Annotated in this window: 21 protein-coding genes and 1 tRNA gene; 14 read left to right on the top strand and 8 right to left on the bottom strand. The window is 38.5% G+C overall.

The window, feature by feature from the left end:
* Positions 1 to 174 precede the first annotated feature (174 nt).
* Entirely contained in the window at positions 175 to 1,539 is a 1,365-nt protein-coding gene (locus tag L634_RS0109525; RefSeq protein ID WP_026582248.1) for a TrkH family potassium uptake protein, read from the top strand.
* A 40-nt stretch (positions 1,540 to 1,579) separates the two neighbouring features.
* On the opposite strand, the gene L634_RS0109520 is transcribed toward L634_RS0109525, so the two are convergent.
* Entirely contained in the window at positions 1,580 to 1,930 is a 351-nt protein-coding gene (locus L634_RS0109520; protein WP_026582247.1) for a DUF3905 domain-containing protein, read from the bottom strand.
* 151 nt (positions 1,931 to 2,081) lie between these two features.
* Between L634_RS0109520 and L634_RS33815 the strand changes: the two genes are divergently transcribed.
* Entirely contained in the window at positions 2,082 to 2,243 is a 162-nt protein-coding gene (locus tag L634_RS33815; RefSeq protein ID WP_198029742.1) for a hypothetical protein, read from the top strand.
* Positions 2,244 to 2,425: 182 nt separating this feature from the next.
* Here the strand turns inward: L634_RS33815 and L634_RS0109505 are convergent, their stop codons facing one another.
* Positions 2,426 to 4,177 carry a B12-binding domain-containing radical SAM protein gene (locus L634_RS0109505; protein ID WP_026582246.1) on the bottom strand — a complete coding sequence of 584 codons (1,752 nt, stop codon included), beginning with the start codon at positions 4,175 to 4,177 and terminating at the stop codon, positions 2,426 to 2,428.
* A gap of 203 nt (positions 4,178 to 4,380) precedes the next feature.
* On the opposite strand from L634_RS0109505, the gene L634_RS0109500 reads away from it, so the two are divergent.
* Genes L634_RS0109500 through L634_RS0109490 form a run of 3 tightly spaced genes read left to right on the top strand, consistent with a single transcriptional unit; the run spans position 4,381 to position 7,288 of the window.
* Entirely contained in the window at positions 4,381 to 5,097 is a 717-nt protein-coding gene (locus L634_RS0109500; RefSeq protein WP_026582245.1) for a (Fe-S)-binding protein, read from the top strand.
* Between the two features lie 41 nt (positions 5,098 to 5,138).
* Positions 5,139 to 6,572, top strand: coding sequence for a LutB/LldF family L-lactate oxidation iron-sulfur protein (locus L634_RS0109495; protein WP_026582244.1), 1,434 nt, complete (start codon positions 5,139 to 5,141; stop codon positions 6,570 to 6,572).
* Positions 6,569 to 7,288, top strand: a complete 720-nt coding sequence (locus L634_RS0109490) for a LutC/YkgG family protein (RefSeq protein ID WP_026582243.1) — start codon at positions 6,569 to 6,571, stop codon at positions 7,286 to 7,288. Before L634_RS0109495 ends, L634_RS0109490 begins: the two co-directional genes overlap by 4 nt.
* Before the next feature lie 557 nt (positions 7,289 to 7,845).
* Here the strand turns inward: L634_RS0109490 and L634_RS33805 are convergent.
* The 3 genes from L634_RS33805 to L634_RS0109470 form a co-directional block, all read right to left on the bottom strand.
* Complete coding sequence (locus tag L634_RS33805; RefSeq protein WP_198029738.1) at positions 7,846 to 7,992, bottom strand: hypothetical protein; 147 nt, start codon at positions 7,990 to 7,992, stop codon at positions 7,846 to 7,848.
* A gap of 491 nt (positions 7,993 to 8,483) precedes the next feature.
* The gene (locus L634_RS32615) at positions 8,484 to 8,642 is read right to left on the bottom strand and encodes an aspartyl-phosphate phosphatase Spo0E family protein (RefSeq protein ID WP_084028877.1); all 159 of its coding nucleotides are present in this window, start codon (positions 8,640 to 8,642) and stop codon (positions 8,484 to 8,486) included.
* Positions 8,643 to 8,796: 154 nt separating this feature from the next.
* Positions 8,797 to 9,411: a hypothetical protein gene (locus L634_RS0109470; RefSeq protein ID WP_026582242.1), complete on the bottom strand. Its 615-nt coding sequence runs from the start codon at positions 9,409 to 9,411 to the stop codon at positions 8,797 to 8,799.
* Between the two features lie 1,551 nt (positions 9,412 to 10,962).
* Here L634_RS0109470 and L634_RS0109455 point away from each other — a divergent pair.
* The 7 genes from L634_RS0109455 (at position 10,963) to L634_RS0109425 (ending at position 18,773) form a co-directional block, all read left to right on the top strand.
* Positions 10,963 to 12,492: an NADH dehydrogenase subunit 5 gene (locus L634_RS0109455; RefSeq protein WP_026582240.1), complete on the top strand. Its 1,530-nt coding sequence runs from the start codon at positions 10,963 to 10,965 to the stop codon at positions 12,490 to 12,492.
* 2 nt (positions 12,493 to 12,494) lie between these two features.
* Positions 12,495 to 15,119, top strand: a complete 2,625-nt coding sequence (locus tag L634_RS0109450; protein WP_026582239.1) for a DUF2309 domain-containing protein — start codon at positions 12,495 to 12,497, stop codon at positions 15,117 to 15,119.
* A 72-nt stretch (positions 15,120 to 15,191) separates the two neighbouring features.
* Positions 15,192 to 15,698 carry a carbonic anhydrase gene (locus L634_RS0109445; protein ID WP_026582238.1) on the top strand — a complete coding sequence of 169 codons (507 nt, stop codon included), beginning with the start codon at positions 15,192 to 15,194 and terminating at the stop codon, positions 15,696 to 15,698.
* A 768-nt stretch (positions 15,699 to 16,466) separates the two neighbouring features.
* Entirely contained in the window at positions 16,467 to 16,835 is a 369-nt protein-coding gene (locus tag L634_RS0109440; protein ID WP_026582237.1) for a DUF2294 domain-containing protein, read from the top strand.
* Between the two features lie 436 nt (positions 16,836 to 17,271).
* On the top strand, positions 17,272 to 17,607 hold the full coding sequence (locus tag L634_RS0109435; protein WP_026582236.1) for an ArsR/SmtB family transcription factor: 336 nt from the start codon (positions 17,272 to 17,274) through the stop codon (positions 17,605 to 17,607).
* A gap of 12 nt (positions 17,608 to 17,619) precedes the next feature.
* Positions 17,620 to 18,114 carry an SRPBCC family protein gene (locus L634_RS0109430; protein ID WP_051428300.1) on the top strand — a complete coding sequence of 165 codons (495 nt, stop codon included), beginning with the start codon at positions 17,620 to 17,622 and terminating at the stop codon, positions 18,112 to 18,114.
* Positions 18,115 to 18,263: 149 nt separating this feature from the next.
* Positions 18,264 to 18,773 carry an SRPBCC domain-containing protein gene (locus L634_RS0109425; RefSeq protein ID WP_026582234.1) on the top strand — a complete coding sequence of 170 codons (510 nt, stop codon included), beginning with the start codon at positions 18,264 to 18,266 and terminating at the stop codon, positions 18,771 to 18,773.
* 561 nt (positions 18,774 to 19,334) lie between these two features.
* Here the strand turns inward: L634_RS0109425 and L634_RS0109420 are convergent.
* Positions 19,335 to 19,408 (bottom strand) — tRNA-Arg (locus L634_RS0109420).
* A 101-nt stretch (positions 19,409 to 19,509) separates the two neighbouring features.
* The gene (locus tag L634_RS0109415) at positions 19,510 to 20,550 is read right to left on the bottom strand and encodes an acyltransferase family protein (protein WP_026582233.1); all 1,041 of its coding nucleotides are present in this window, start codon (positions 20,548 to 20,550) and stop codon (positions 19,510 to 19,512) included.
* 348 nt (positions 20,551 to 20,898) lie between these two features.
* Here L634_RS0109415 and L634_RS0109410 point away from each other — a divergent pair, with 348 nt between their 5' ends.
* Entirely contained in the window at positions 20,899 to 21,912 is a 1,014-nt protein-coding gene (locus L634_RS0109410; RefSeq protein WP_026582232.1) for a 2-oxoacid:acceptor oxidoreductase family protein, read from the top strand.
* Positions 21,912 to 24,206: a thiamine pyrophosphate-dependent enzyme gene (locus tag L634_RS0109405; protein WP_026582231.1), complete on the top strand. Its 2,295-nt coding sequence runs from the start codon at positions 21,912 to 21,914 to the stop codon at positions 24,204 to 24,206. Before L634_RS0109410 ends, L634_RS0109405 begins: the two co-directional genes overlap by 1 nt.
* Before the next feature lie 354 nt (positions 24,207 to 24,560).
* Here the strand turns inward: L634_RS0109405 and L634_RS30920 are convergent.
* Positions 24,561 to 24,742: transposase (locus L634_RS30920; protein ID WP_034262390.1), on the bottom strand; the 182-nt coding region annotated here is incomplete at its 5' end.

Below are 24,742 nucleotides of genomic sequence, written 5' to 3'. Positions count from 1 at the left end.
CTCCTGATTTATTTTCAAAAGAAAGCTTGTCCAATAGGTGGGCGCATAGCGCTTTTCTAGTTTTATTATATAAAAATAAAAAACTTCGTGCGAATTTTCTTATAGCCCTTTAAAAAACAGGGTATATTCTTTATGATAAGGGTTAGGAAAATTTTCGGAAGGGTCAGGTATATTATGTGGAAAGATTTAAGACATTGGCTGGATAAACTTACACCTGCCCAAGTGATATCAGGATATTATTTATTGGCAGTTTCTGTTTCGGTTTTGTTATTGAGGATACCGGGTGTTCATAAGCCTGGTGTTGAAGTGGCATTTATTGACACTGTTTTCACTGCAGTCAGCGCTGTGAGTGTTACAGGGCTGTCAGTGGTTAATATTTCAGAAACATACAGTGTTTTCGGCTATTTTGTCATCATGTTTATTCTTCAGTTTGGCGGGATAGGCATTATGGCATTGGGAACCTTTTTTTGGCTTTTGCTTGGCCGCAAAATTGGACTCCGGGGACGCCGTTTAATTATGGTGGACCATAATCAATATGCTTTATCTGGACTTGTTAATTTAATTAAGGAGATTATTAAGATTATCCTTGTAATTGAAACAATTGGTGCGCTAATCCTTGGCTTTCATTTTCTAAAGTATTATTCGACTTGGGATGAAGCCTTTCTTCACGCTCTTTTCGCATCAGTAAGCGCCACGACTAATGGAGGGATGGATATTACCGGTGCATCTTTGCAGCCTTATGCCGGCGACTATTTTGTCCAGCTTATTAATATTATCCTGATTACATTAGGAGCAATAGGCTTCCCGGTACTAATTGAAACAAAAGCATATTTATTCAGGAGCAAATGGGATCATGGGCAGCCATTCCGTTTCTCTTTATTTGCAAAGCTGACCACTGTTACATATGCCATTCTCCTTGTATTCGGCACGGTAATTTTGCTTGTAATGGAATTCGGACATTATTTTAAAGACATGAGCTGGCACAAGAGCTTTTTTTACGCATTCTTTCAATCAGCAACGACAAGAAGCGGTGGCCTATCAACCATGGATGTCAGTGAATTCACTATGCCCACGCTTTTGGTAATGAGTATTTTGATGTTTATCGGGGCTTCACCAAGCTCAGTCGGCGGAGGAATCAGGACGACTACTTTTGCCGTCAATATTCTCTTCATCTATCATTTTGCAAGGGGAAATCGCGATATTAAGGTCTTTAAGAGAGAAATTCACGAAGATGATATACTTAAGTCCTTGGCAATCACTCTGCTTGCTGTGGGAATGTGTTTTATCTCGGTTGTGATTCTAAGTATTACCGAGAAAAACCACCATATTATAGAGATTATTTTTGAGGTTTGTTCCGCCTTTGGTACCACGGGTTTATCAATGGGGATTACCCCGGACCTGTCAAATATAGGGAAGTGTATTATTATGGCGCTAATGTTTATTGGGAGAATAGGATTGACTTCTTTCTTATATATAATAGGTGGAAAAGAAAAGCAGCCAAATTTTCATTATCCAAAAGAACGCGTTATTATTGGCTAAAAAGCAGTCCGGAAAATTCCGGACTGCTTTTGTATTTCCTTTAGTCAGTACCTCGGCTTACATCTTTTGTGGGGTGCATAAAAGGATATCCCTGCGGAGGTTTCCTGCTTTCAAGGAGCTCTTTGTTTTCCGTTGTGTTCCACCCAATATCATTTGTTGGATGTACCCATTCATCGCCTGCCATTATTTCAGGATCCGTCTCATCACTCCAGTTCTCCAAAGGTGAGTTGTCTGACGAGTAGAAACTGTCCCCGATGGTTACATCAAATGAGTTCTTAAAAGGTGGCTGAAGGTTTATTCCTGTATCTTTAAAGCTTGGCGCTTCAATTTGATGCGGAAGTGTATTATCAATTCCAATATTTTCTGTGTTTTTGCTCTTCTTGTTTGTCAAAGCGATTCATTCCTTTTTTGCTTATTTTATGTTGAAGGATTTTTTTTATCATTATTTTCAGAAGTAAAATAAGGAAGCTTAATACAGGAATGAAAGCTGTTTTTTTACGAAAAATAATAAAGTAAATTTAGCTTAAAAGGAGGAGATAAGGATGGCCAAGCGCAAAGCTGAATATAATGCGGTTGAAAAATACAGCAAAACTCCTAAAAAGAACCTGCAGGAATCAGAATTCTCAGCGGAATTCAGCCAGGGTGAAAACACGGTGAAAACAGCAAACCGAAACTCCAAACATGGGAGAGAGGGTAGAGCCTAGTGAATAAAAGAAAGCCAAAAGACGTCAAACACAGTGATTCTTCGAATATAGAATTTGGGATGGAGTTTGGCGATATAAACGCAAATAAATTATATGAGCTGCCATTTATGAATCGCGAAAAAAATAAAAACAGAAATGATGATAAATGCTAAAAAAACCGGCATTGCCGGTTTTTTTAGCATTTATAAATTATTTAGGGCACCCGAGAAGATGGACACCTTTTCCTCACTTGGATCAAAATAGGCGAGGAAGGCTGTTTCTTTCCGCTCCAGTTTGTTTTCTTTAAAATATTTCTCAATATCAAATGTCAGATTTTCTAATAATGTGTGTTTGTATATTTCTTTTTCAGATAGCTTCAGACTGGAAAAGGTTTCTCCCAATTGGTCAGGTTTTTCAAGGAGATACTGATAAATCCTTGACCTTTCAGCCTTTTCAAAGCTTGGCTGCCACCATGGTTTTCTTGGCTTATACTTTTGCTTTGAAATATAGTCATATTTCATAAGGCCCTCGACAATATCAAGATCTGAAATTTCCTTGTATTGAAGGAACTCTAATAAGCGCCTGAAGAGATCCTCCAGCTGATGGCCAATTCGGGACCATCCTTTTTTCTCCCAATAGCTGCCGAACTCCTGGAAAAAGTCGAAAGGAGTAGGAAAGACTTTTGTGACCAAATATTCAACTGTAGCATCCATCCTGTGGTCATTCCAATATTTCTCCAAAACATCTTCAACCTGTTTAATACGGATAATATCATCAAAAGAAAGAACATTATTTCCCAGTATTTCATATGGGGAATGATCCATATATATATAGTTGTGTTCTTTGGCTCTTAGTCTTAGGCCAGTGCCTCTCAGCATTTTCAAGAAGCCAAGCTGAAGCTCTTCCGGACGCATTGCAAAAACATCATTGAATGTTTTTTTGAAGGAATGATAATCTTCCTCGGGCAGTCCTGCAATTAAATCAAGATGCTGGTCGATTTTTCCTCCATCTTTAACCATTGTAACCGTCCTGCAAAGCTTATCGAAGTTTTGTTTCCTCATAACCAGTTCATTTGTGTAGTCATTCGTTGACTGAACGCCAATCTCAAATCTGAATAAACCTGCAGGTGCATTTTTATTAAGAAATTCGATAACTTCAGGCCTCATGATATCTGCAGTGATTTCAAACTGAAATACAGTTCCGGGCAGATGCTCATCGATCAGAAACTGAAACATCTCAAGAGCATAACTGCGGCTGATATTAAAAGTGCGGTCAACAAATTTAATAGTTTTGGCACCATTTTTCATTAAATACCGGATATCTTCTTTAATTTTTTCTCTGTCAAAGTAGCGCACCCCCACTTCTATGGAAGATAGGCAAAACTGGCAGCTAAACGGGCATCCTCGGCTTGTCTCTATATAAGTAACACGCTTCGATAGGTGAGGAATATCTTCCTCAAATCGGAATGGAGAAGGCAGCTCCCGCAAATCAAGCTTGTTCCGCTGCGGATTAATATAGACCTGACCGTCTTTCCTAAAAGCGAGACCGTGCACATTTTCCATATTCATGCCGCCATTTAATTCAGTTAAAAGCTGCTTGAAGGTTTCTTCACCTTCTCCGATCACAATAAAATCAAATTCGTTTATATTTTCCATCCATTCGGCAACATCATACGTTACCTCAGGTCCTCCAGCTACAATGTGAATGGAAGGATCAATTTTTTTAATCATTTTAATGACCTTAATAGTCTCTTCAATATTCCATATATAACAGCTAAAACCAATCACAGAAGGTTTTTTGCGAATAAGGTCTGTAACGATATTCATCACAGGGTCTTTAATTGTATATTCAGCCAGCTCCACATTAAAATCAGGCTCAGCATAAGCCTTTAAATAGCGGATGGCAATGTTTGTATGAATATATTTCGCATTCAGCGTACTTGCTATTACAGTCATTTATTTTGAACTCCCTTTATTTGCATCTTAGACATCATATCATTTTATCATATTTTTGCCGGAATTAAAGGAAGTAAAACATTGTCAGATTACAGGTGCAATTGTGCAGAGTAAAATTATTTGAATATTTTTTAAATTGAAGCAAAGGTTATCCCAAGTATAGTAAAATAATAGATATAAAAATTGCTTAGGGAGAGGGAAGTATGAAGGTAAGCCTTTTTGCGACATGCCTGGTAGATTTGTTTCAGGGGAATGCCGGCAAAGCAACTGTCGAATTGCTTGAATGGCTGGGATGCGAAATAGATTTTCCGGAATCACAGGTTTGCTGCGGCCAGCCTGCTTATAACAGCGGATATGTAAAGGAATCAAAGGAAGCTATGAAAAGGATGATCACAGCATTTGAACATGCTGAGTATGTTGTATCTCCTTCAGGTTCATGCGCCTATATGTTTCATGAGTATCCCCACATATTTAAAGGAGATTCAGTGTGGGAATCAAGAGCAAAAGAGCTTGCAGAAAAAACGTATGAACTTACTCAATTTATTGTTGATATTTTAAAGATAGACGATGTTGGTGCAAGGCTTGATGGGAAAGCCACCTATCATACGTCCTGCCATATGACACGCCTTCTGGGAGTAAAGGAAGCACCGATGAAATTATTAAAAAAAGTGAAAGGTCTTGAATTTACCGAGCTTCCAGGGAAAGAGCAATGCTGTGGTTTCGGTGGAACGTTTTCGGTCAAAATGGCGCAGATTTCCCAACAAATGGTGGATGAAAAGGTAGAACATATTGAAGAGATTGGTGCAGATTACTTAATTGGTGCAGACGCAGGGTGTTTAATGAATATAGGAGGAAGAATTGGGAAACAAGGCAAACCGATAAAGGTGCTGCACATTGCTGAAGTTTTAAATAGCCGCTGAATGATTTAATTTTGAGGTCTTTTTTGTTAGGGGGAATGAGAATGGCTATGAAAATAGGTCCAAATGATGAATTTAAAGAGCGTGTGGATGCTGGGATTAATAATACTTTTATGCGAGGGGCTGTGTCAGGAGCACAGGAAAGGCTTCAGACAAGAAGGCTTGATGCTGTCCATGAACTGGGGAACTGGGAAGAATGGAGGTCTCTTGCAGAGGAAATACGGCAGCACGTCCTTGAGCATCTTGATTATTACTTATACCAGTTAAGTGAAAATGTGGCTAAAAGGGGCGGACACGTATATTTTGCTGAAACTGCAGAGGAGGCATCAGGTTATATTAGGACAGTAATTGAAAAGAAAAATGCAAAAAAAGTTGTGAAATCAAAATCGATGGTTACTGAAGAAATAAACTTAAATGCCAAATTGGAAGAAGCAGGATGCGAAGTCATTGAAACTGATTTGGGAGAATATATTCTGCAGGTGGATGACCATGATCCTCCTTCGCATATTGTGGCACCGGCCCTTCATAAAAATAAAGAACAAATACGTGACGTGTTTGCTGAGAAGTTGAACTACCGGAATACAGAGAAGCCTGAAGAGCTTGCGTGGCATGCCAGAGAAATGCTTCGCCAGGAATACTTAACAGCAGATGTTGGTATAACGGGGTGCAACTTTGCTGTTGCAGAAACGGGCTCCATAACTTTAGTAACGAATGAAGGCAATGCAGATCTCGTTACATCACTGCCGAAGACACAAATCACCGTAATGGGTATGGAAAGGCTCGTGCCTACTTATGAAGAAATGGAAGTGCTGGTCAGCATGCTGACTAGAAGCGCTGTTGGCCAGAAGTTGACAAGCTATATAACTGTACTTTCAGGGCCAAGGGAAGAGTTCGATGTTGATGGACCTGAGGATTTTCATTTGGTCATCGTCGATAATGGACGTTCGGACATTTTGGGTGGAGAGTTCCAATCCATCTTGCAATGTATCCGCTGTGCTGCATGTGTCAATGTATGTCCGGTATACAGACATGTTGGAGGACATTCATACGGCTCTATCTACTCCGGACCGATTGGAGCTGTTCTTTCGCCGCTCTTGGGAGGCTATGATGACTACAAGGAACTTCCTTATGCCTCTACTCTTTGTGGAGCTTGTACAGAAGCCTGTCCGGTTAAAATTCCGCTGCATGAGCTCCTTCATAAGCACCGCCAGGTTATTGTGGAGAAAGAGGGGAGGGCGCCAATCTCTGAAAAAATGGCTATGAAGGCTTTTGGCCTTGGGGCAGCATCTCCATCTCTTTATAAGATAGGTTCAAAACTTGCTCCAACAGCAATGAACCCGTTCACTGCAGGCGAAAAAATCACTAAGGGGCCTGGACCTTTAAAAGCCTGGACAGAAATCCGCGATTTTCCTGCACCAAATAAAGAAAGATTTAGAGATTGGTTCCAAAACCGGTCAAAAGGAGGTGTGCAAAAGTGAATGGATTAATCCAAAATAGAGATGCTTTTCTCAGTAAAATTGCAGAACGTCTAGGAAGGGAAAAAAGAATTGATGGAGTCGAAAGGCCAAACTGGGGCTACAGCCCGCAGGACGCAGTTTTAAAAGAAGCCAATGAAGATGAGCTGCTTGAAGCCTTAAAAACGCAGTGTACGAAGATACATACGGACCTGATTGAAACAAGTGCTGAAGCCTTGCCTGAAACGCTAAAAAAAATTGTTGGCGAATTTGGCGGGGGGCCAGTTGTAACCTGGAAGGACGAGCGCTATGGGCAATTCGGACTCACAAAGCTATTCAAAGAAATTTGGCCGAAAGAAGGTGTGGAGGTGCATGAATGGGATTATTCTATGGGGGAAAAAAACATAGAGTATGCTGCACATGCAAATATAGGAATCACGTTCAGTGATATTACCCTGGCTGAATCTGCCACAGCAGTCTTATTCAGCAGCAAGGATAGGGGCCGTACTGTCAGCTTCCTCCCTGCAGCCTCTGTCATAATGATCCCGAAAAGTACATTGGTACCGCGCATGACACAAGCAGCAAGAATCATTCGGGAAAAAGTAAAATCAGGAGAGAAGGTAGCATCCTGCATAAATTTTATTACAGGTCCAAGCAACTCTGCTGATATTGAAATGAATCTTGTCGTCGGTGTTCATGGACCGGTCAAAGCAGCTTATATTGTGATCGATGATTTATAAAAGGGCAAGGGTATGCTGAGTTGAGCAGCATACTTTTTTTCAGAGCATATCCTTGGAAAAGATTATCTTGAAAATAAGTTAATGCTGCTGGTCAAAATAACTTGTTAGATAAAAACAAAAAGCATATTATATATTCTTCGATCATATTGTCGAGCCAAGTCCGGTTATTTCCTAGAAAAAACAACGCACTTGGCTCCTCCTTCGCCAAGCGCCATGATAGCCACACTTGCTATCCCCACTTCCTATAAAATAGCACCCGAGCTTTAAAATAGTTATAAATGCTTGTAAATATTTGTTGATTTTCTGTAACAAAAAGAAAAAAGCGCCAATCCTTAATAGTAAAGCACTTTTCAGGGAACTATTCCTTGAATGCAGAGACTGCAATCAGCGTTGGAATACTTACTTAAAGATCTGCAGGGTTTGTGGAAAGCCCAGGCCAATTATTACTACATGGAGGGTCCATGTGTGAAATGCTATTCGGAAAAACACAAACCAGTATGTAACTAAAATAAACTGGAGGCTGCATAGCGGAACCTAGTATGGAACATAACTATGATTTAGGGAGCATCACATATCATAAAAGCTTCGGTTAAAAGCACAATATCTGAATGGATTTGATCCTTAATTTTCTCATCATTGCATTTAAAATAATCATCAACCAATTTTGTCAGCTCTCTTGTGAAAGAGAGTGAAAGTTCATCCAATGCTAAGGCTCCTTTCAGAAAATAATAAGATACATTTATTATGAATCAATTCAATAGTATTTCAAGACCGTCGCTAAAATTTCACAAAATAAGCCTTTTAAAGACAAGGAAACAAACGGGCAATTATGATCATTTTTCTTTTATCGAAGCTCTTATTACCAAGAAAGAAGCTATAATCCAAACCAAAAACAGAATTAATGGGATAGCTAATAAGAAGTAAACATTTTTTAAAGTATTTTCGTCTAGCCAACTAAGCATAATAAGACACCTCTATTTCGAGTAAGAGTCCACAGAGCATTATTTAGAAAGGAGTTAACTAAGGGTCATTCTCTTTAAAGTTAGCATGTCTAGTATGTTCAATAGTGGAGGACCAGCCGTGCTCGGTAACAATAAAGTACCCAGCAAAAAAAAGTATTATGTACATCAATGCATATTAACAATAAAAAAACCGCATATTCGCGGTGATAGTAAGCGATTCATACATTGAAAAGCTACTTACATTTAGACTGATACCTGAAGATTAGTTCATCCAATATCTGACTGTTTTTTAAAGTCTCAGGATCTTGTAATCCTTTGTTTATTCCTGTTTCAATTAGGGTTTTTCTATAAAATTGAATCTTTTTTCTAAGATCACGGCAAAAACGACACATTTATTTGCTCCTTTAAATAATAAAAGTCCAGGAACTATTATTACAGGTAAAGGAAAAATAATGAATGATTTCGACAAAACTTGTCAATAAATTACAAAAAATAAAATTAGCAAAAATGAATTAGTGGGGTACAGGAAATTAATAGGGACTAGCTTTATAAGCTTATCCCAGTTACCTCCTTATTTATTAATAAGGGGAATTCTACAATAGGTTTTAAATGAGGGTTTTCTTTATAAGGCAGCATATCAATATTTCCTATTTTAGTAGCTACATCATATTCTCCAATAATAGAGTCTAATAATATAAAGGCTGCGTTTTCCCATTCTTCAAAATCAGAGTCATAACCTCTTAGAAATAAAACAATGTCTAAAGTGTCACCATTTTTTCTGTAAGTGAAATAGACATCATCTGGACCTAAACTAATATCTTCATAATCGATAGTGGATATATCATCAATATTACTTTTTTGACGAAAAGCAATTATTTTAAAACCATTAAGATCGGGCGCTTTTTCAACAAGGTTAATGACATCTGGAAAAGCAGACAGAACACCATCAGCGCTTATAATAAATTCTCTCTTTCCATCAATAAGATCTGCACTAAACTCAAAGGTTAAATCTATATTTATCCTAGATAACTGATTACCTAATTTGTTAAACAGAGGATTTATAGTTTCTTCTTTTAACTGAAGATAGTCTTGTGAATTTTTTTCAAACCAATCCCAGAAGTCAGCAACTGTATCGTTTTTTCCAAAGAATTTTTTGAACATGGCGTCCATCCTTTATAAGTAATTTAGATAATTATACTTAATGGGAAGTTAGATTGAAATAAAAATTTGGAAAGAAAAGAAGGTGTTGATTTGCGGCCTTTGTAACAGGAAAAGATAAGAACATCCCGAATAATATTAATAATGAAGTAAACCAAGTACTATTAATATAAGGGGGAAGGGGTATGTCCGAGAAAAAAACAAGCTATTTATTGTTTTGTTCTAAATGTGGTGTGCCCCGGCCAATCCCACAATACATCATGGAAACTTACTTTATTAAAGGGGTTGACGGGGTATATTGCAATAACTGCAGAAATAAGACAATCATTCCGGGATTCCTTAAAAAACTAAAAAATGATTTGTAAGGACAAAAAAAGCCAGGACTCCTCCTGACCTGCCTGCTTAAAGGATATCATTGGAGGGGTCCTGGGTGAAGAAGCTGCCAGCAAACAAATAGAATCTATTCCTAAAGACTATCATTGGATGATGAACTTTAAAAAGATGCTGAGGGAATCAATGAAAGATGATGGAGGTAGGCTAACGGCTCAATATGGTGATGCGTATAGCTCAAGGGGGACCACAAGTGATCCTGTTTAAACCGGAGGCTGTAAAATCCCGATTTAGGGTACCTCCGGAAAAACCTTGGGGCATTGTCCCAACAGTTTCCTCTTCTGGACATGGACTGACGTAATCCTCATTTTTTCATTAACTTTTGATAATCAGGGTGTGTATAGTGAACGCCTTGGTCCGAGTGAATTAAAGCATCTTTTGCCTTCTTAAAGTTTTTATTCTACTTTAGCGTTTTTAGAGATTTCGGCTGCCAATTCCATAGTCATACTTTGAAACATGATAAACTACTATTTCATTGGTGGAAACATCTTTAATCGTTGATAAATAAGCTTTTTGACCTTACCCATAATATAAATATGCGATATCTGTAAGAAGTACTTTTCCAGGAAAATCCTGTTTAAATTGACGGTTCAATAGGTTAGGGAACTCTGTGTTCCTGTGTAGCTTTTCTGTGTATTCCAACCTTTATGTTGAATTCCAATGAAACAGTATATGGGTGCTTTCTTGTTGACATTTTTTTTAATTTGTCATATTTTATATTTAAATTAATAATCGGTAGATGTTATTTCCCCTTTTTTTGTAATTAGGCCTTTAGCATTCTTTTAATATTGACTGGAAAAGGTATCCTAATATAAATAAAAAGGAAGAGTAACATAAATCGATTTATTTCATAATAAGCGACTGAATTAAGTTATCCGTTATTTTCTTTAGTAAGAATGTAAAATATAAAGTAATATAAACTATAAAAAGGTAGCTCTTCAAAAAACTTCGCCAGGTTAGTTGAAGTGAAGCCGACAATTTTCAAGGTTCAATGGTTTTAAATAATCATTGAATCCTGAGGTTGTCGGTTTTTTTATTGAGTAAATACAAATTTATTCAAAAAATCCTAAAGGAGCAAATATAATGAATGCCTTTTTAGAAAGATATAAGGCCTTTTTAAAAGTAATTATTAATATGTTAAAGCCATAGAAGGGGAAATGTTTTATGTTAGGTTCTTTGAGCTCATCACCGTTGTTATCATTATTTTTTATTACGCTTGTTATTTCTGGACTGAGTGGTCTTTTGTTTTTATACCCACGGATACCATTAAGTTTTGTTCGTATTCATATCGGTATCGTGGCTTTACCATTAATAGTTTCCTTATTGGCTCTCACTAGTAACAGTATGAATAGAGGTGTTGGTCCTTGGTACCTAGATTCCTTAGCTTGGTTAATGGTTTTCTTTGTTCTTACAATTGGCTTAATTATTCAGCGTTTTTCTGTACGTTATTTAATGGGAGATCGTTCTTATCGAAAATATTTTACACTTTTTACGTTCACTACAGGTGCTGTTTCAATTGCATGGTTAAGTGCTGATCTCCGCTTGATGATTATATCTTGGGGAGCAACTCTCGTCGGGCTAACCTTACTGATAAGGTTAAACAGTGCTTGGAAAGTAGCTGGTGAAGCAGCCAAGGTTTCTGGCCGATTATTTATATTAAGTTGGTTTTCCTTGTTATTCGCAATGATTTGGCTTTTTCAAGTCACAGGTCAATGGCAGTTATCATTAGCTCTAACAAATGAAAGCTTAGCTCAACTTGGATCATGGGATAAAACAGGGATTAATTTATTGATTATATTAGCTGTGATAATTCCTGCAGCCCAATGGCCTTTCCAACGGTGGTTAATTGAGTCTGTTGTTGCCCCGACTCCTGTTTCTGCGATTATGCATGCAGGCTTAGTAAATGCAGGTGGGATTATGCTAACCCGATTTTCCCCTCTTTTTAATGGTGATATAGCTTCGATTATATTACTTATTCTTGCAAGTATTTCTGTATTGATTGGATCTGGAATTAGTTTAGTCCAGGTTGACTATAAACGTCAGTTAGTAGGCTCCACGATTGGACAAATGGGGTTCATGCTTATTCAGTGTGCATTAGGTGCGTATATTGCAGCTATTATTCATCTTATTTTACATGGTTTGTTCAAAGCTACGCTGTTTTTACAGGCCGGTTCGGCAGTGCGTCGTTTCGAAGTATCGCCTCGTATTAATGAAAGATCATCCTATTTATGGATCATGGCTGGTCGGGCTTTAGGTATAGCTGTAGGGGGTGCCTTTTGGCTCATGGCTCCTGAAAAGGGGTATCAATTGATTAGTGCGTTAATCTTAGGGTGGTCATTGTCTGTTTCTTGGACACAGCTCGTAGCTTTTGGAGAGGGAAGAATTGGCCGAATTGCCGGCTTGTCATTTTTAGCAGGAGCTGCTCTCATTTATTTTATCATTCATAACCTTTTCTATGAGTGGTTGCATACAACCGTTTTTCAAAGTGTTCAACCTCCAATGGCAGTTGTCATTATTGTCGTCTGTCTCTTGCTATTTGGTAATGCGATAGGTTCGCGGGTTATTCGTAATCGTTCTTCTGTCTCCTTCACAGTACTCTATCTTTGGTTAGTGCAATTAGGTGAAGCAAAAACAAAGTCAGTTGAAAGTCATCCAAACTACCTAAAACAATATTTATCTAAAGGGGGTAATTAGTGATGAGCGGGACATCTGTGTTAACGAAAGAAAATGTAAAAAAGAAAGATACAAGTATTGATTTTCAAGAAAGTGATATTAACGTTTTAATAGAATCTGCTAGCCGAGTGATTGCACCACTCGGGCCTATTTCTACATTTGCAGCACGCAATCCGTGGATGGGACTGGAAAAGCAATCTTTTGACCAGGTTGCAAGTTGGTTAAGAAATACTCGGGATGTTGATATATATCCTAGTGCTTCTATGATCCTTTCGGCAAAGAATAAAGGTGAGATTGATGAGGCTTTTGTGAAAATGGGTTTACAGCGTTGGCTTGATTCACATTCCTTTAATATCCCACGGGACGTGGTGGAGCGATTTTGTCATGCTGCGCTAAAATTAGATCCTTTACCTTCTAGCCTTTTATCATCTCTTAAGCTGGAGAAATTGGTAGAGGATTTTAGTGAACTGAATACCGATAGTATCGGGAATTTTCCAATGAAACCAATAAGTTCAAATATAGAGAATCAAGATGGTGAAAGGTTAGTCAATATTCTCGATCATTATGTCATTAAGTGGTGTAAATTGTTTCTTGATGATTCACAGGCGGGTTGGACAATGCCAAATCGTGAGGAAGGTTTCTATCGAGCTTGGCAGCGTCTCACTCAATATGATCCGGCACTTAGTAAAAAGCAACGTGAAAGTTTAAAAGGTTGGCCACAAGAGGCACATTTGGCTTTGCAAGAAGCGTTATTTGCACTAGAAATCCCAAAATCAGAAATACAGACTTATCTGGAAGGTCATTTGCTTTCCTTACCTGGGTGGGCAGGAATGATGCTCTGGCGTTCTCGACAATCGAGCCATGAACATACACTCCTAACAGAATATTTAGCAGTTCGAATTTCCATGGAGTGGGCTCTTATAAAGCCTTACTTACCTTTGATTAATCAACGATCTGAGAAAAAAGTTTCGATTGCTCCCCTTTTAGCATCTTGGATTCATTGGGGGGACCTTACAATCGAGGAATGGTCAAAGATGCCAGCTGCTGAACAAAACGAATATTTATCATTTGCCTATAGCTTTGATGAGAAACTTCGCAGGAAAATTTGGTTAGAAGCTTGGGAAAAAACACATACAGACCGTTTAAGTCAGAAGATTATCTCTAAACAATGTGAGACCAACGATAAAAAATCTGCAATAGCTCAATTTGCGTTTTGCATTGATGTACGATCAGAACCTTTTCGCCGTCAACTTGAAAAAGAAGGTCCGTTTGAAACGGTTGGAGTTGCCGGTTTCTTTGGCTTACCGATCGCAACTAGTGAACTCGGGAATAATCATAGTCATTCTTCTTTGCCAGTTATACTAAAGCCTCGGCACAAGATAAAAGAGTTTGCAGATGAAAATGAACTCAAATCATATCAACAACGTAAGCAGGCAGTTAATTCCTTAAGCTATACATTTAAAATGATGAAACAGAATGTACTTTCGAGCTTGCTTTTACCTGAGCTAAGTGGACCTTGGCTTAGTCTACAAATGTTAGCGCGTAGTTTTGTGCCAAGAGGAGCAGATCGTTTTATTCGTGAACTTCGTGAGGCTTGGTTACGCAAACCTAATACAACGCTCTCGCTTAATCATGATCATAATAAAGAAGAGGAGATACCTGTTGGTTTTTCTGAAGATGAAAAAGTGAATTATGCTCGCCAAGCTCTGAAAATGATGGGGTTAACAAAGAATTTCGCACCATTAGTCGTAATATGCGGACATGGTAGCAAAAGTACCAACAATCCCTATGCAGCCGCTCTCGACTGTGGTGCCTGTGGTGGAGCGGCTGGTGGATTCAATGCTAGGGTTTTAGCTGCTTTATGCAACCTTCCTACTGTAAGAGAAGAGCTTTCTTCTGAAGGAATTAAAATCCCTGATGACACCGTTTTCGTAGCCGCCGAGCATATAACATCGGTGGATGAATTACACTGGATTTATGTTCCTGAACTTTCTAAAGCTGCACAAGAAGCATTTAATTGTATCGAAGCTATTATGCCGAAAGTGAGCCATAAAGCAAATGAAGTACGTCTAACCCAATTACCGAATATTCAATCGAAAATTAAAAATCCCAAGGCTGAGGCACACCGGTTTGCAGAAGATTGGAGTGAGATACGTCCGGAATGGGGATTAGCTCGTAATGCCGCTTTTATTATCGGCCAACGTGAACTAACTCGGGATTGTGACTTGGAAGGTAGAGCTTTCCTTCATAATTATGATTGGAAGCAGGATGAAAGTGGTGATCTCCTAGCTAATATTATTGCAGGACCAGGAACGGTGACCCAATGGATTAATCTGCAATATTACGCTTCAACGGTAGCACCTCATTTTTATGGTAGTGGAAATAAAGCAACTCAAACCGTTACAGCAGGTCTCGGTGTAATGCAGGGGAATGCAAGTGACTTGTTAGCCGGACTGCCTTGGCAATCAGTTATGCAGTCAGATCACGAAGCTTATCATTCTCCTCTTCGTTTACTGATTGTCATCCAAGCACCTAGAAAATATGTAAAGCGGTTATTAAATAATGATTCAGCATTTCGAGAAAAAGTTCAAAATGGATGGGTTCGACTTGCTAGTATTGATCCAGAGGGACGTTGGGAAAACTGGTAACTCCAGAAAACAACATTGGTTTGTTACTCCATCAAAAGTTCATAAAAATAAAGAAGGGATGGGTGTACGTATATGAATAAAAAAGCATTATTTTTAACGGACATTGAAGACGGGTTGGCGCCTATTATACAAGAAGTGACTAATATTCGATCAGAAAACATGTTGACTATAAAAAGCTATGGTACCGATATCTCACATCCTTATGGGGATATAATGAGATCTGTTATCATTGCTATTTACCAGGAAAATGTTGAGGAGATTTTTGTTATAGGGACAAAAGGTAAGAGGAATTCCAAAGTTAATGTACTAACTCAACTTGAAGCAATGAAAGATAAAATACAAACATTGGATTATCTTTTTCAAAATAGCAGGCCTGAATTTTCAGGAGGTACGCTTGATGAATGGCTAAATGGTAAAGAAAATGGTAGTGGCAGTATCGAAAAAAGTGTTGATATCATTCGTCATCATCCACTAGTTCCGTCATATGTTAAAGTTCGGGGCTTATTAGTAAATAATAAGGATGGAAAGTTTTCAATTGTAGAGGTTCCTGTTAATAAAACAGTGCCGACCCTTAGCTGATCATCACTTGTCACTTTGGAATTAGAACAGGGAATTAACTTATTAGAATCCATACATGTGGGAAAAAGGCATCTACAATGTTTGGGAAACAGCAGGCAATTGTATAACTTTTTCCGGAGATATTGAGCGAGAGCATACTTCCTCAAAAACTCACCGGAAAAAGCGGTAGTGGGAATGGAAGAACTTGGTCTATCTGGGAATAGTTAGTGAAGGGTTTGGAGCTTATCGTTATTCTAGGGGGACAGAGGATCATAAGATTCATTTGTGGATTGTTGAAAAACGAGGAAGTTGTTAGACCAAATTCAGGTATAATTCTAGATTTTACTTTTATGAGATGAAGAGTGTTTTTTAAGTAAAGCATGTCATTGCTTTGTATTTCTGCATCTGAGATGGCTTCGTTCATGTCTATGAACCCTGCCGTATGTAGATATCAACAATAAGTTAATTTATTAGATTCCCAAACTTATGTCAAAATCCAGTATTAGGAGTAATAAGATGTAGTTCCGAGGTAACCTTGTGAAGCTTGTGGTTTTACAAAATTATAGAGGTCTCAATAAACAGTGAGATAGAATTAAATATTGAAGGTGTAAATGAAGGTCTTGGTCATTAGGCATGATTAATTGATGGGCAATAATCAGTTTTGCATGCATCTTGGAACCTTTTCGAAATTGTATTGACGACCGGCGCTCAACTTAAATTTATAAGGATGAAAATCGTCAAAAATACTTAAAAAGCATATGGAATAGACAAATAGGAGATGTATTATTAATGAAGATATCTAAAGGTTCTTATGAATCTGAGATAAGTAAGGCAATTACTCATTGGGAAAAAGATTTTCTTGGGCGTGGGTCTGTATCAGTTAAGACAGATATATTAAGGGATATGATAATTGTAAATCTAAAAGGTATTTTAACACCAGCTGAATATACCGTTTGTAAAACAAAGGAGGGAATGCTTACTATAAAGAAAACTCGTTCGGAATTGGTTGAATCAGGTAAAGAAGGTCTTAAGGATATTATATTAACGATAACTGGAGAAAAAGTGAAAAGTTTTTATACTGATATAAGCACTCGTACTGGTGAACGAGTGATGGTATTTAAATTATTTAATAATCTTGAGAAGAAACTTTTAATGTAAAGAAATAATGTCTGCTGCCATTTTCAATGGCAGTGTTTTTTGTTGTTATAGAAAATTTTATGTCGGCACTTTTGGAGTGAATTGTGCGGCAATGCAGAAAAGTATGTTCCCTGGCGGAAGAAGGATAAATTTTCTTATTCGACTGTTTAGTTACATTACACTTTTCCTTATAAAAGGAATAAAAATGCCTTAATGAATTAAAAATAACAACAAAATAATTAAAATATTCCTTTACAGGAATATTCCTTATGTGTTATATTCTTTTTGAGGAATACAAAACGCATGTTAGAACTCCAAAGTATAAGTTCATTTCTCGAGGAGTGTGTGCAAGTTGGGAGGGGGGATTGAGACTGCTGAATACATGTTTCAGTTGATTATAAAGAGTATAGTTATTATTATATTTAGCTGTTTTTATGGATAGGGGTAGGTTCTATATATGGATACGACAACATTGAGCGCTCTTGCCGAACCCAATCGTTTACAGATTGTTGAACTTTTACGAGAAGGGCCCCTTACTGTGGGGGAAATTGCAGAACGTTTACAAATCCGTCAGCCACAAGCATCCAAACACCTCCGTGTTCTTAGTGACGCCGGAATTGTTAAAGCGCACGTGGATGCGAATCGCCGCATCTACCAATTACAATCTGAGCCATTTATCCAATTGGACTCATGGCTGGCATCTTATCGCCAAATTTGGGAAGAAAGATTTGACAACTTGGACGATTATTTAAAGGTAATGCAAAAAAAGATGGAAAATAATAATAGTGAATGATGGAGGTTTCATATGGTAGAAATAAATGCGAATAAACAGACCACCGTGGAAGTTAATGGACCAGAGCTCATTGTCAATCGAATTTTTAATGCACCTAGAGAACTTGTCTGGAAAGCGTGGACGGAACCAGAACACGTAGTAAACTGGTGGGGGCCAAAAGGTTTTTCAATTAGGACCTCTGAAATTGATATAAGGCCAGGTGGTATCTGGAGATTTATTATGAAAGGACCGGATGGTGTTGAATATCCAAACAAGATCTCCTTTCGTGAAATTGTAAAGCCAGAGCGTCTCGTTTACACATCCAGCGATGATATAGAGGATGATCCAGGACAATTCCAAACAATAGTAAATTTTGTCGAGCAGGACAATAAAACATTCCTTACAATGCGATTGATCTTCTCTTCTGAAGAAACTCGAGAAAAAGTGGTTAAAGAGTATGGAGCCATTGAGGGAGCAAACCAGACCCTTGATCGCCTTGAAGAACAGTTGAGAATAATGGGTAAATAATTAAAAAGTTTGGCAGGTAAATGTAAATGTCAGTGTAAAAAGGATATTATCATACTTTCAAATTGCTTCAATCCAGATACTACAACAAGTAAAGGATATGGGGTATTCCGCAGTTGGTATTATTAAAAATAATCTTTGGAGGATTTTATATGTCAACTAAAATGATCTCAAAAGTAGAGGATAACGCACTTGTTCTTGAACGTGAGTTTGATGCACCTAAGGAATTGTTATTCAAAGCATTTTCGGAGCCAGAACATCTTAAGCAATGGTGGGGACCGCGTGGCTGGGTTCTTACTGTATGTAACGTGGATTTTAGAGTAGGTGGAATCTGGCATTATTGTATGAAGTGTATTGATGAGAATCAAGGAGATTTTTTTGGATTCGAATCTTGGGGAAAAGGGGTTTATCAAGAGATCATTCAGGATGAAGAGATCGTTTATATTGACTATTTTTCAGATGCTGAAGGTAAAGAAAACGATGAGATGCCTTCAACTCACATCACCTTATCATTTGAAGATTATGAAGGAAAGACAAGGCTTATTAATCGTGCAGTATATACTTCTGCAGAAGCACTAAAAACCGTCCTAGATATGGGAATGGAACAAGGAATTACTGAAACTTGGGATCGTCTAGAAGAGCATATTACCTCCATTAAATAATAGTTCATTCAGCTAAACCTGCATGGAAAAGGGCGATCCGCCAATATGGATTGCTTTTTTTCTTTTTAATTCCTCTAAAATATTTAAAAGTTAGCTTTAGAGATAATTTTCTTGTTCAAGTTTGTGAAGATTGCACTTAAGCTAAAGGGTGCTGCAGTTGAATAAGAAATCAAAAATGAGCACAAGTGTTGGATGTTGACGAATTGTTGACGAACACGGTAAACAACGGTCCTTTTTAACCCTACAGGAACAAACTTCATTCCATCTGAAGCCTTGATATGTAATGGATTTTTAGAAATATATCTATAGTATCCGTGATTGTTTGCCACTTTGACAGGGGAGAGGTCGCTGGTTCGAACCCAGTCGGAATCATACGTCAACACTGATTATAAATGTTCTAAAACAAGTCGCAATAGCGGTATAAAGTCACTAATAAAATTCGTTCCGACCCCAAACCGACCCCAAATAAAAAATTTTAAGGTTTACTACAAGAGTAAATAATTATAAAGAAAAGCGCAGAATCCTTGATACATATGGATTCTGCACTTTTCTTTATTGTGACGTCCCAGGCGAGATTCGAACTCACGACCTACAGCTTAGGAGGCTGTTGCTCTATCCAGCTGAGCTACTGGGACAGATTATCTGACACAGTTATTTATTATAGCGCCTTTATCAAAATTGGTCAATGGATATGCAAAAAGAAAGAACCAGCCATTCTAATTGGCCGGTTCAAGTTTTAACTTGTAAGCTTTTTGCGGTAAAAGCGGACATATGCCCTCGTTCTTTCCTTTAATTTCTTTAGTTGTGATGTTTTTAATTCAATTATTGGCTGGGCAAGCGATGTAATCAGTTTACTTGATAAAATTAAGGTAAGCAGCAAGGAAATTCCTGCAAGCAGCAGGAAGTTTTCCGGCTTGTTGAAGAAGTTTTGCACTTCGCTTACCCGGAATACACGGACAAAGAAGCCGTGCAGGAGGTAAACGTAAAGTGTATTTTTCCCCAGGTTCGTAAAGAAATATTGCTTACGGGGAACAAAGGCAAAGAAGCTAAATACCATGATTAAGCTAAGGATGTAGAAACCAAGTCTCGTAAATACTGCTCCTATAGATGCTGCGCCCAATTCTGTATATGGCTTGGAGCCAAGGAGCCATTTGTAATCGATATCCGGGTATAAATAAAAACCGGTAAACACCACTGCAAATACAAATAAGGCACTTATTCTGTACTTTGGTTTAAACAGAGCGTAGAAGTGTTCTTTCTTTAAATAATACCCAAGTAAAAACAAAGGAAAGAAAACAAATGTTCTTGATAAACTTAAATAGTTGGAGATCCAGTCGGCATAGCCAACGGCAAGTCCAATCAGCAGGGCAGCTGTTAAGGAAAAAACAGCTTTATGCTTTGCAAAGTATAAAAGCATGATGTTCCAGCAGAACATGCTGATCAGGAACCACAAAGACCAATGCGGGTTGAATGGGTCCATCTCAAACGTTCCTTTGTTATATAGGAAGTAATAGAAAACGGAATAAATAACCTGAAATATGATATACGGCAGAATCAGTTTTTTTGCAATTTTCTTTATATAGCCGTTTTTATAAAAACCTTTTGCAAAAAAACCTGAAACTAATATAAAGGCCGGCATATGAAAGGTGTAAATCACCTTGTATAAGGTGTAGATCGTTTCATTATCTTCAATAAAAGAGCGGAGCAAATGTCCGAAAACGACAAAGAAGATCAAAATAAACTTGGCATTGTCGAAATAATAATCACGTTGATTCATAAATCCCCCTCTATTAAAGACCCCCACAAAAACTCTTTCCTTCTTTACCCACTTTAACATGAAGTAAACCGCTTTTCTCGTGTAAAAAGAAGGTTTAATTTACAGAAAAAGTAAGCCGGAAAAAGCCTGTTCAGTCTGTTATATTACAAAAATTGTTCTGTTATATAATTATGTAAGCGCGCTCACTTCTTATGTTATAAAGCTCTGTTAGATTGTTTTTGATCTGTTTCAAAATTTTTATGTGAAGTATAACATTTGTCACAGATAAATGGAAATAGTTCTTTTAGAATTGCAATAGGGGATACTCTTACGGTGTTTTAAGCCGTTAACAATTTAGGGAGGGAGAACATGTCAATCTTACCGAAAACGAATGAATTGGGATTTTATGAAATAAGATTGGAGTCTATTGGCGGACTGGGGGCTAATCTGGCAGGGAAAATGCTCGCGGAGGCAGGAGTTCTGGGGCTTGGACTGAATGGCTCGAATTTCTCATCTTACGGCTCAGAAAAAAAGGGAACTCCAGTCAAGTCATTTGTAAGGTTTTGCGAAGCGAATACAGAAATAAGGGCGCATAGCCCAATTGAGCAGCCTCACGTAATTGGTGTTTTTCACGAGGCGTTATACAAAATGGTTAATGTAGCAAGCGGCATGGAACCTGACGGAATCCTGCTCGTTAATTCGGCCAGGGAGTTTGATGATATAAAGAAAGATCTGAAACTTGAATATGGGACTCTTGCCATCGTAGATGCACTGCAAATTGCAGTTGAAGAAAAAACAAAAGTAAATACAGCTATGCTTGGAGCTCTTTTCAGAATTTGCGATTTCCTTGATCCTGAATCTATTAAAATGGTTATTCGCAAAACCTTTGAGAAGAAATATCCGCATCTTGTGGAAGCGAATCTTCGTACCTTTGAGAGAGGATTTCATGAAGTCCAGTTTAAAACATATGAAGCTCCTGAAGATGCAGAAGGAAAAAACTTTAGCAGACCAGCACCCCAGCTGGGGTATGAAACACAGGAAATCGGCGGTGTCATTATAGCTCAGGCAAATAGTATTCTAAAAGATCTTAGCGGTTCTAGGCAGGGGTTTCTGCCGCAGTTTGATCAGGAGCAATGCATCAACTGTGCTGCCTGCGATACAGTTTGCCCTGATTTTTGCTTCGTATGGCATGAAGGAGAAGACAAAAAAGGCAGAAAGCAAATGTTTCTGCAGGGAATCGATTATCAGTATTGTAAAGGCTGTCTAAAGTGTGTTGAGGCTTGTCCGACAAGTGCTCTTAGTGAAATACGTGAAACGATAGGGTTTGCGGATACCCGTAGGGTAAAACAAAACTTTCCTTATGCAGCAGGAGGGGTTTTATAATGGCTATTTTAGAAAATAAACTGAAAACAATGAAAGAGGCTGAACAGCTAACAACGTTCGAGTCGGGAAATGAAATGGCAGCCATGGCAGCAGCCCAAATTAATTATCATATTATGGGATATTTTCCGATTACGCCATCAACTGAGGTTGCTCAATTTCTCGATCAGATGAAGGCAAGAGGGGAACATGATATAAAACTAATACCCGCAGATGGCGAGCATGGCTCAGCTGGGATTTGCTACGGGGCGGCAGCTACAGGGGCAAGGGTTTTTAATGCAACAAGCGCCAATGGATTAATGTATATGCTTGAACAGCTTCCAGTTCAATCAGGTACGCGCTTTCCGATGGTATTAAATCTTGTAACCCGTTCAATCAGCGGCCCCTTGGATATAAGAGGGGATCATTCCGATTTGTATTTTGCACTGAATGCGGGGTGGGTTATTTTAACGGCCAAGACTCCCCAGGCAGTTTACGATATGAACATAATGGCGCTTAGAGTTGCGGAGCACTCTAAGGTCCGCCTTCCTGTAATTGTTGCTTATGATGGCTTCTTTACCTCCCACCAAAAAAGGAAAGTAGATTATTTTAAAGATCGTAAAATTGTTCAGAAATTTGTAGGTGAATGTCCGACAGATTACAATTTCGCAAGGGACCCTAAAAAGCCGGTCACAATCGGTGCCCATATGAATGGGGACGATTTAATTAATAATCATTACCAGCAGTCTGAAGCGATGTACGCTGCAGGGGAAGTATTTAAAGAGGTATCGGAAGAATATGCCCAATTATCCGGACGGGATTACCCAGTACTTGATTTATATGGAATGGAAGATGCTGAAGTAGCTCTGTTCCTGCTAAATTCAGCTGCAGAAACAGCTAGGGACACCGTTGACAGCCTTAGAAAGCAAGGAATCAAAGCAGGTGTAATCAGCCCAAATATTATTCGGCCGTTCCCTTCAGCAGAAATCCGCAAGGCTTTAAAAAATGTTAAGGCTCTATTAATTGGAGAACGTGCTGACTCCTATGGCGGACATGGGCCAAATCTTACTCATGAAGTTAAATCCGCTCTTCAGGAAGATCCGGAAAATCGAACCATAGTTTTAAGCCGGGTATTTGGGCTCGGTGGAAAAGACTTCTATGCTGATGATGCTGAAGCTTTCTTCAAAGCAGCTATAAAAGCTCAAGAGAAAGGTTTTGCTGAAAAGCCTTTTGATTATTATGGCCATATTCGAGGCAGAAAAGAGCAAATGCTGTTCCCGGTCATTGCTCCACAGCATGGGGAAGTATATAACACTGGTTTGATCAAGACTGAAAAAGACCCTGAAACCAATAAATTAAAGGTTAAAATTCCGCCGCTTCGTGCTCTGGCTTCAAAACCAAAGAGAATTGCCTCAGGCCATGGCGCATGTCCTGGCTGCGGAATTTTTACAGGGCTGGAATTGTTCTTTAAAGGCATTGAAGGCGATATTGTTGTCTTATTTCAAACCGGATGCGCTTATGTAACAACTGCTGCGTATCCATATTCATCCCATAAGCAAACGATGATTCATAATCTTTTCCAAAACGGGGCAGCAACCTTATCCGGCACTGTTGAAGCTTTTATGGAATTAAAAGATCGCGGGGAAATCACCATATCGGATGATGCCATATTTGTAATGGTGACTGGTGATGGGGGCATGGATATCGGAATGGGTTCAGCCATTGGCACCGCGCTTCGCAACCATAAGCTGATCATGCTTGAATATGACAATGAGGGCTATATGAATACCGGTTCTCAACTGTCCTATTCAACACCAAAAGGCCATATGACAAGTACCAGCAATGTGGGAAGGACCCAGAAGGGAAAAAGCTTCCACCATAAGGATACTGCTCAGATTATGGCATCAACAAATATTCCGTACGTATTTACCGGCAGTGAAGCTTTTCCGCAGGATTTAATTAAAAAGGCAGCCAAGGCACAATGGTATGCTCAGAATGCAGGGACTGTTTACGGGAAAATCTTAATAACTTGCCCGCTGAATTGGAAGTCAGAAGAGCGGTATGGAGAAAAAATCCTTGAAACGGCTGTAAATTCCTGCTTCTTCCCTCTTTATGAGGTAGAAGAAGGGATTACGACCTTAACTTATAATCCAGAATCTAAAAATAAAAGAGTTGAGTTATCTGAGTGGTTAAAATATATGGGCAAAACAAAGCATTTGCTTAAGGAAGAAAACAAAATGCTTTTAAATGAACTAGAAGAAGAAATTGAATATAGGTGGCAGAAAATTAAAGCCAAGCATGAGCATCCATCACTTTAAAATGAGGCTGTGTTAAGTTAAATATTGATTTTGCCAATTAGTTGATTGAAGTGGAAGACGCGGGATTCTCAAAAATGCGTTGTATTTTTAAGGAAGCTTATTTGAAGTCTTCCGGGAATACAGATTAAAGGGAAGCCCTGGGGTACATGGCGCAGAGGAGCGCTGGACAGCTCTCGGCTCGCTTGCGCCTTAGCGGAAAACAACAGGCAAGGAAGAGGTTGACTCAAAAGGTCGTTGAACGACGACTCTTTTGAGTCAGTTTTTTATTTTGAGATCATTTTGTCCTCAATTTCGAGTAACTTATTCAAAATTAGGAGAGATATCCCNATTTATCCTCCTAAACCTTCACTCTTTTTACCTGTTTTGTAGAAGATCATCCCACTTTTTTAAATTGTGGGCAACACAAATAAGACCCCAATCCGTGGTGTTTTTGGATAGGCCTCTTAGAGAAAACCGGTTGAATTTTCGGTTGTGTTTAATTTGTCCAAAGACGGGCTCGACATCTATTTTTCGGCTTCTGTACTTTTTATTGCCTT

This window comes from Bacillus sp. J33 (assembly GCF_000518885.1).
Lineage (GTDB): Bacteria > Bacillota > Bacilli > Bacillales > Cytobacillaceae > Cytobacillus.
This window is presented reverse-complemented; position numbering and strand designations above follow the sequence as displayed.

Excerpts from the sequence above, each read along its gene's own strand:
- L634_RS0109425 (WP_026582234.1), top strand. The coding sequence starts at position 18,264 with ATGTCAACTAAAATGATCTCAAAAGTAGAGGATAACGCACTTGTTCTT.
- L634_RS0109525 (WP_026582248.1), top strand. The coding sequence starts at position 175 with ATGTGGAAAGATTTAAGACATTGGCTGGATAAACTTACACCTGCCCAA.
- L634_RS0109455 (WP_026582240.1), top strand. The coding sequence starts at position 10,963 with ATGTTAGGTTCTTTGAGCTCATCACCGTTGTTATCATTATTTTTTATT.
- L634_RS0109505 (WP_026582246.1), bottom strand. The coding sequence starts at position 4,177 with ATGACTGTAATAGCAAGTACGCTGAATGCGAAATATATTCATACAAAC.
- L634_RS0109495 (WP_026582244.1), top strand. The coding sequence starts at position 5,139 with ATGGCTATGAAAATAGGTCCAAATGATGAATTTAAAGAGCGTGTGGAT.
- L634_RS0109445 (WP_026582238.1), top strand. The coding sequence starts at position 15,192 with ATGAATAAAAAAGCATTATTTTTAACGGACATTGAAGACGGGTTGGCG.
- L634_RS0109470 (WP_026582242.1), bottom strand. The coding sequence starts at position 9,411 with ATGTTCAAAAAATTCTTTGGAAAAAACGATACAGTTGCTGACTTCTGG.
- L634_RS0109410 (WP_026582232.1), top strand. The coding sequence starts at position 20,899 with ATGTCAATCTTACCGAAAACGAATGAATTGGGATTTTATGAAATAAGA.
- L634_RS0109430 (WP_051428300.1), top strand. The coding sequence starts at position 17,620 with ATGGTAGAAATAAATGCGAATAAACAGACCACCGTGGAAGTTAATGGA.
- L634_RS0109405 (WP_026582231.1), top strand. The coding sequence starts at position 21,912 with ATGGCTATTTTAGAAAATAAACTGAAAACAATGAAAGAGGCTGAACAG.
- L634_RS32615 (WP_084028877.1), bottom strand. The coding sequence starts at position 8,642 with ATGTGTCGTTTTTGCCGTGATCTTAGAAAAAAGATTCAATTTTATAGA.
- L634_RS0109415 (WP_026582233.1), bottom strand. The coding sequence starts at position 20,550 with ATGAATCAACGTGATTATTATTTCGACAATGCCAAGTTTATTTTGATC.
- L634_RS0109440 (WP_026582237.1), top strand. The coding sequence starts at position 16,467 with ATGAAGATATCTAAAGGTTCTTATGAATCTGAGATAAGTAAGGCAATT.
- L634_RS33815 (WP_198029742.1), top strand. The coding sequence starts at position 2,082 with ATGGCCAAGCGCAAAGCTGAATATAATGCGGTTGAAAAATACAGCAAA.
- L634_RS0109435 (WP_026582236.1), top strand. The coding sequence starts at position 17,272 with ATGGATACGACAACATTGAGCGCTCTTGCCGAACCCAATCGTTTACAG.
- L634_RS0109500 (WP_026582245.1), top strand. The coding sequence starts at position 4,381 with ATGAAGGTAAGCCTTTTTGCGACATGCCTGGTAGATTTGTTTCAGGGG.
- L634_RS0109450 (WP_026582239.1), top strand. The coding sequence starts at position 12,495 with ATGAGCGGGACATCTGTGTTAACGAAAGAAAATGTAAAAAAGAAAGAT.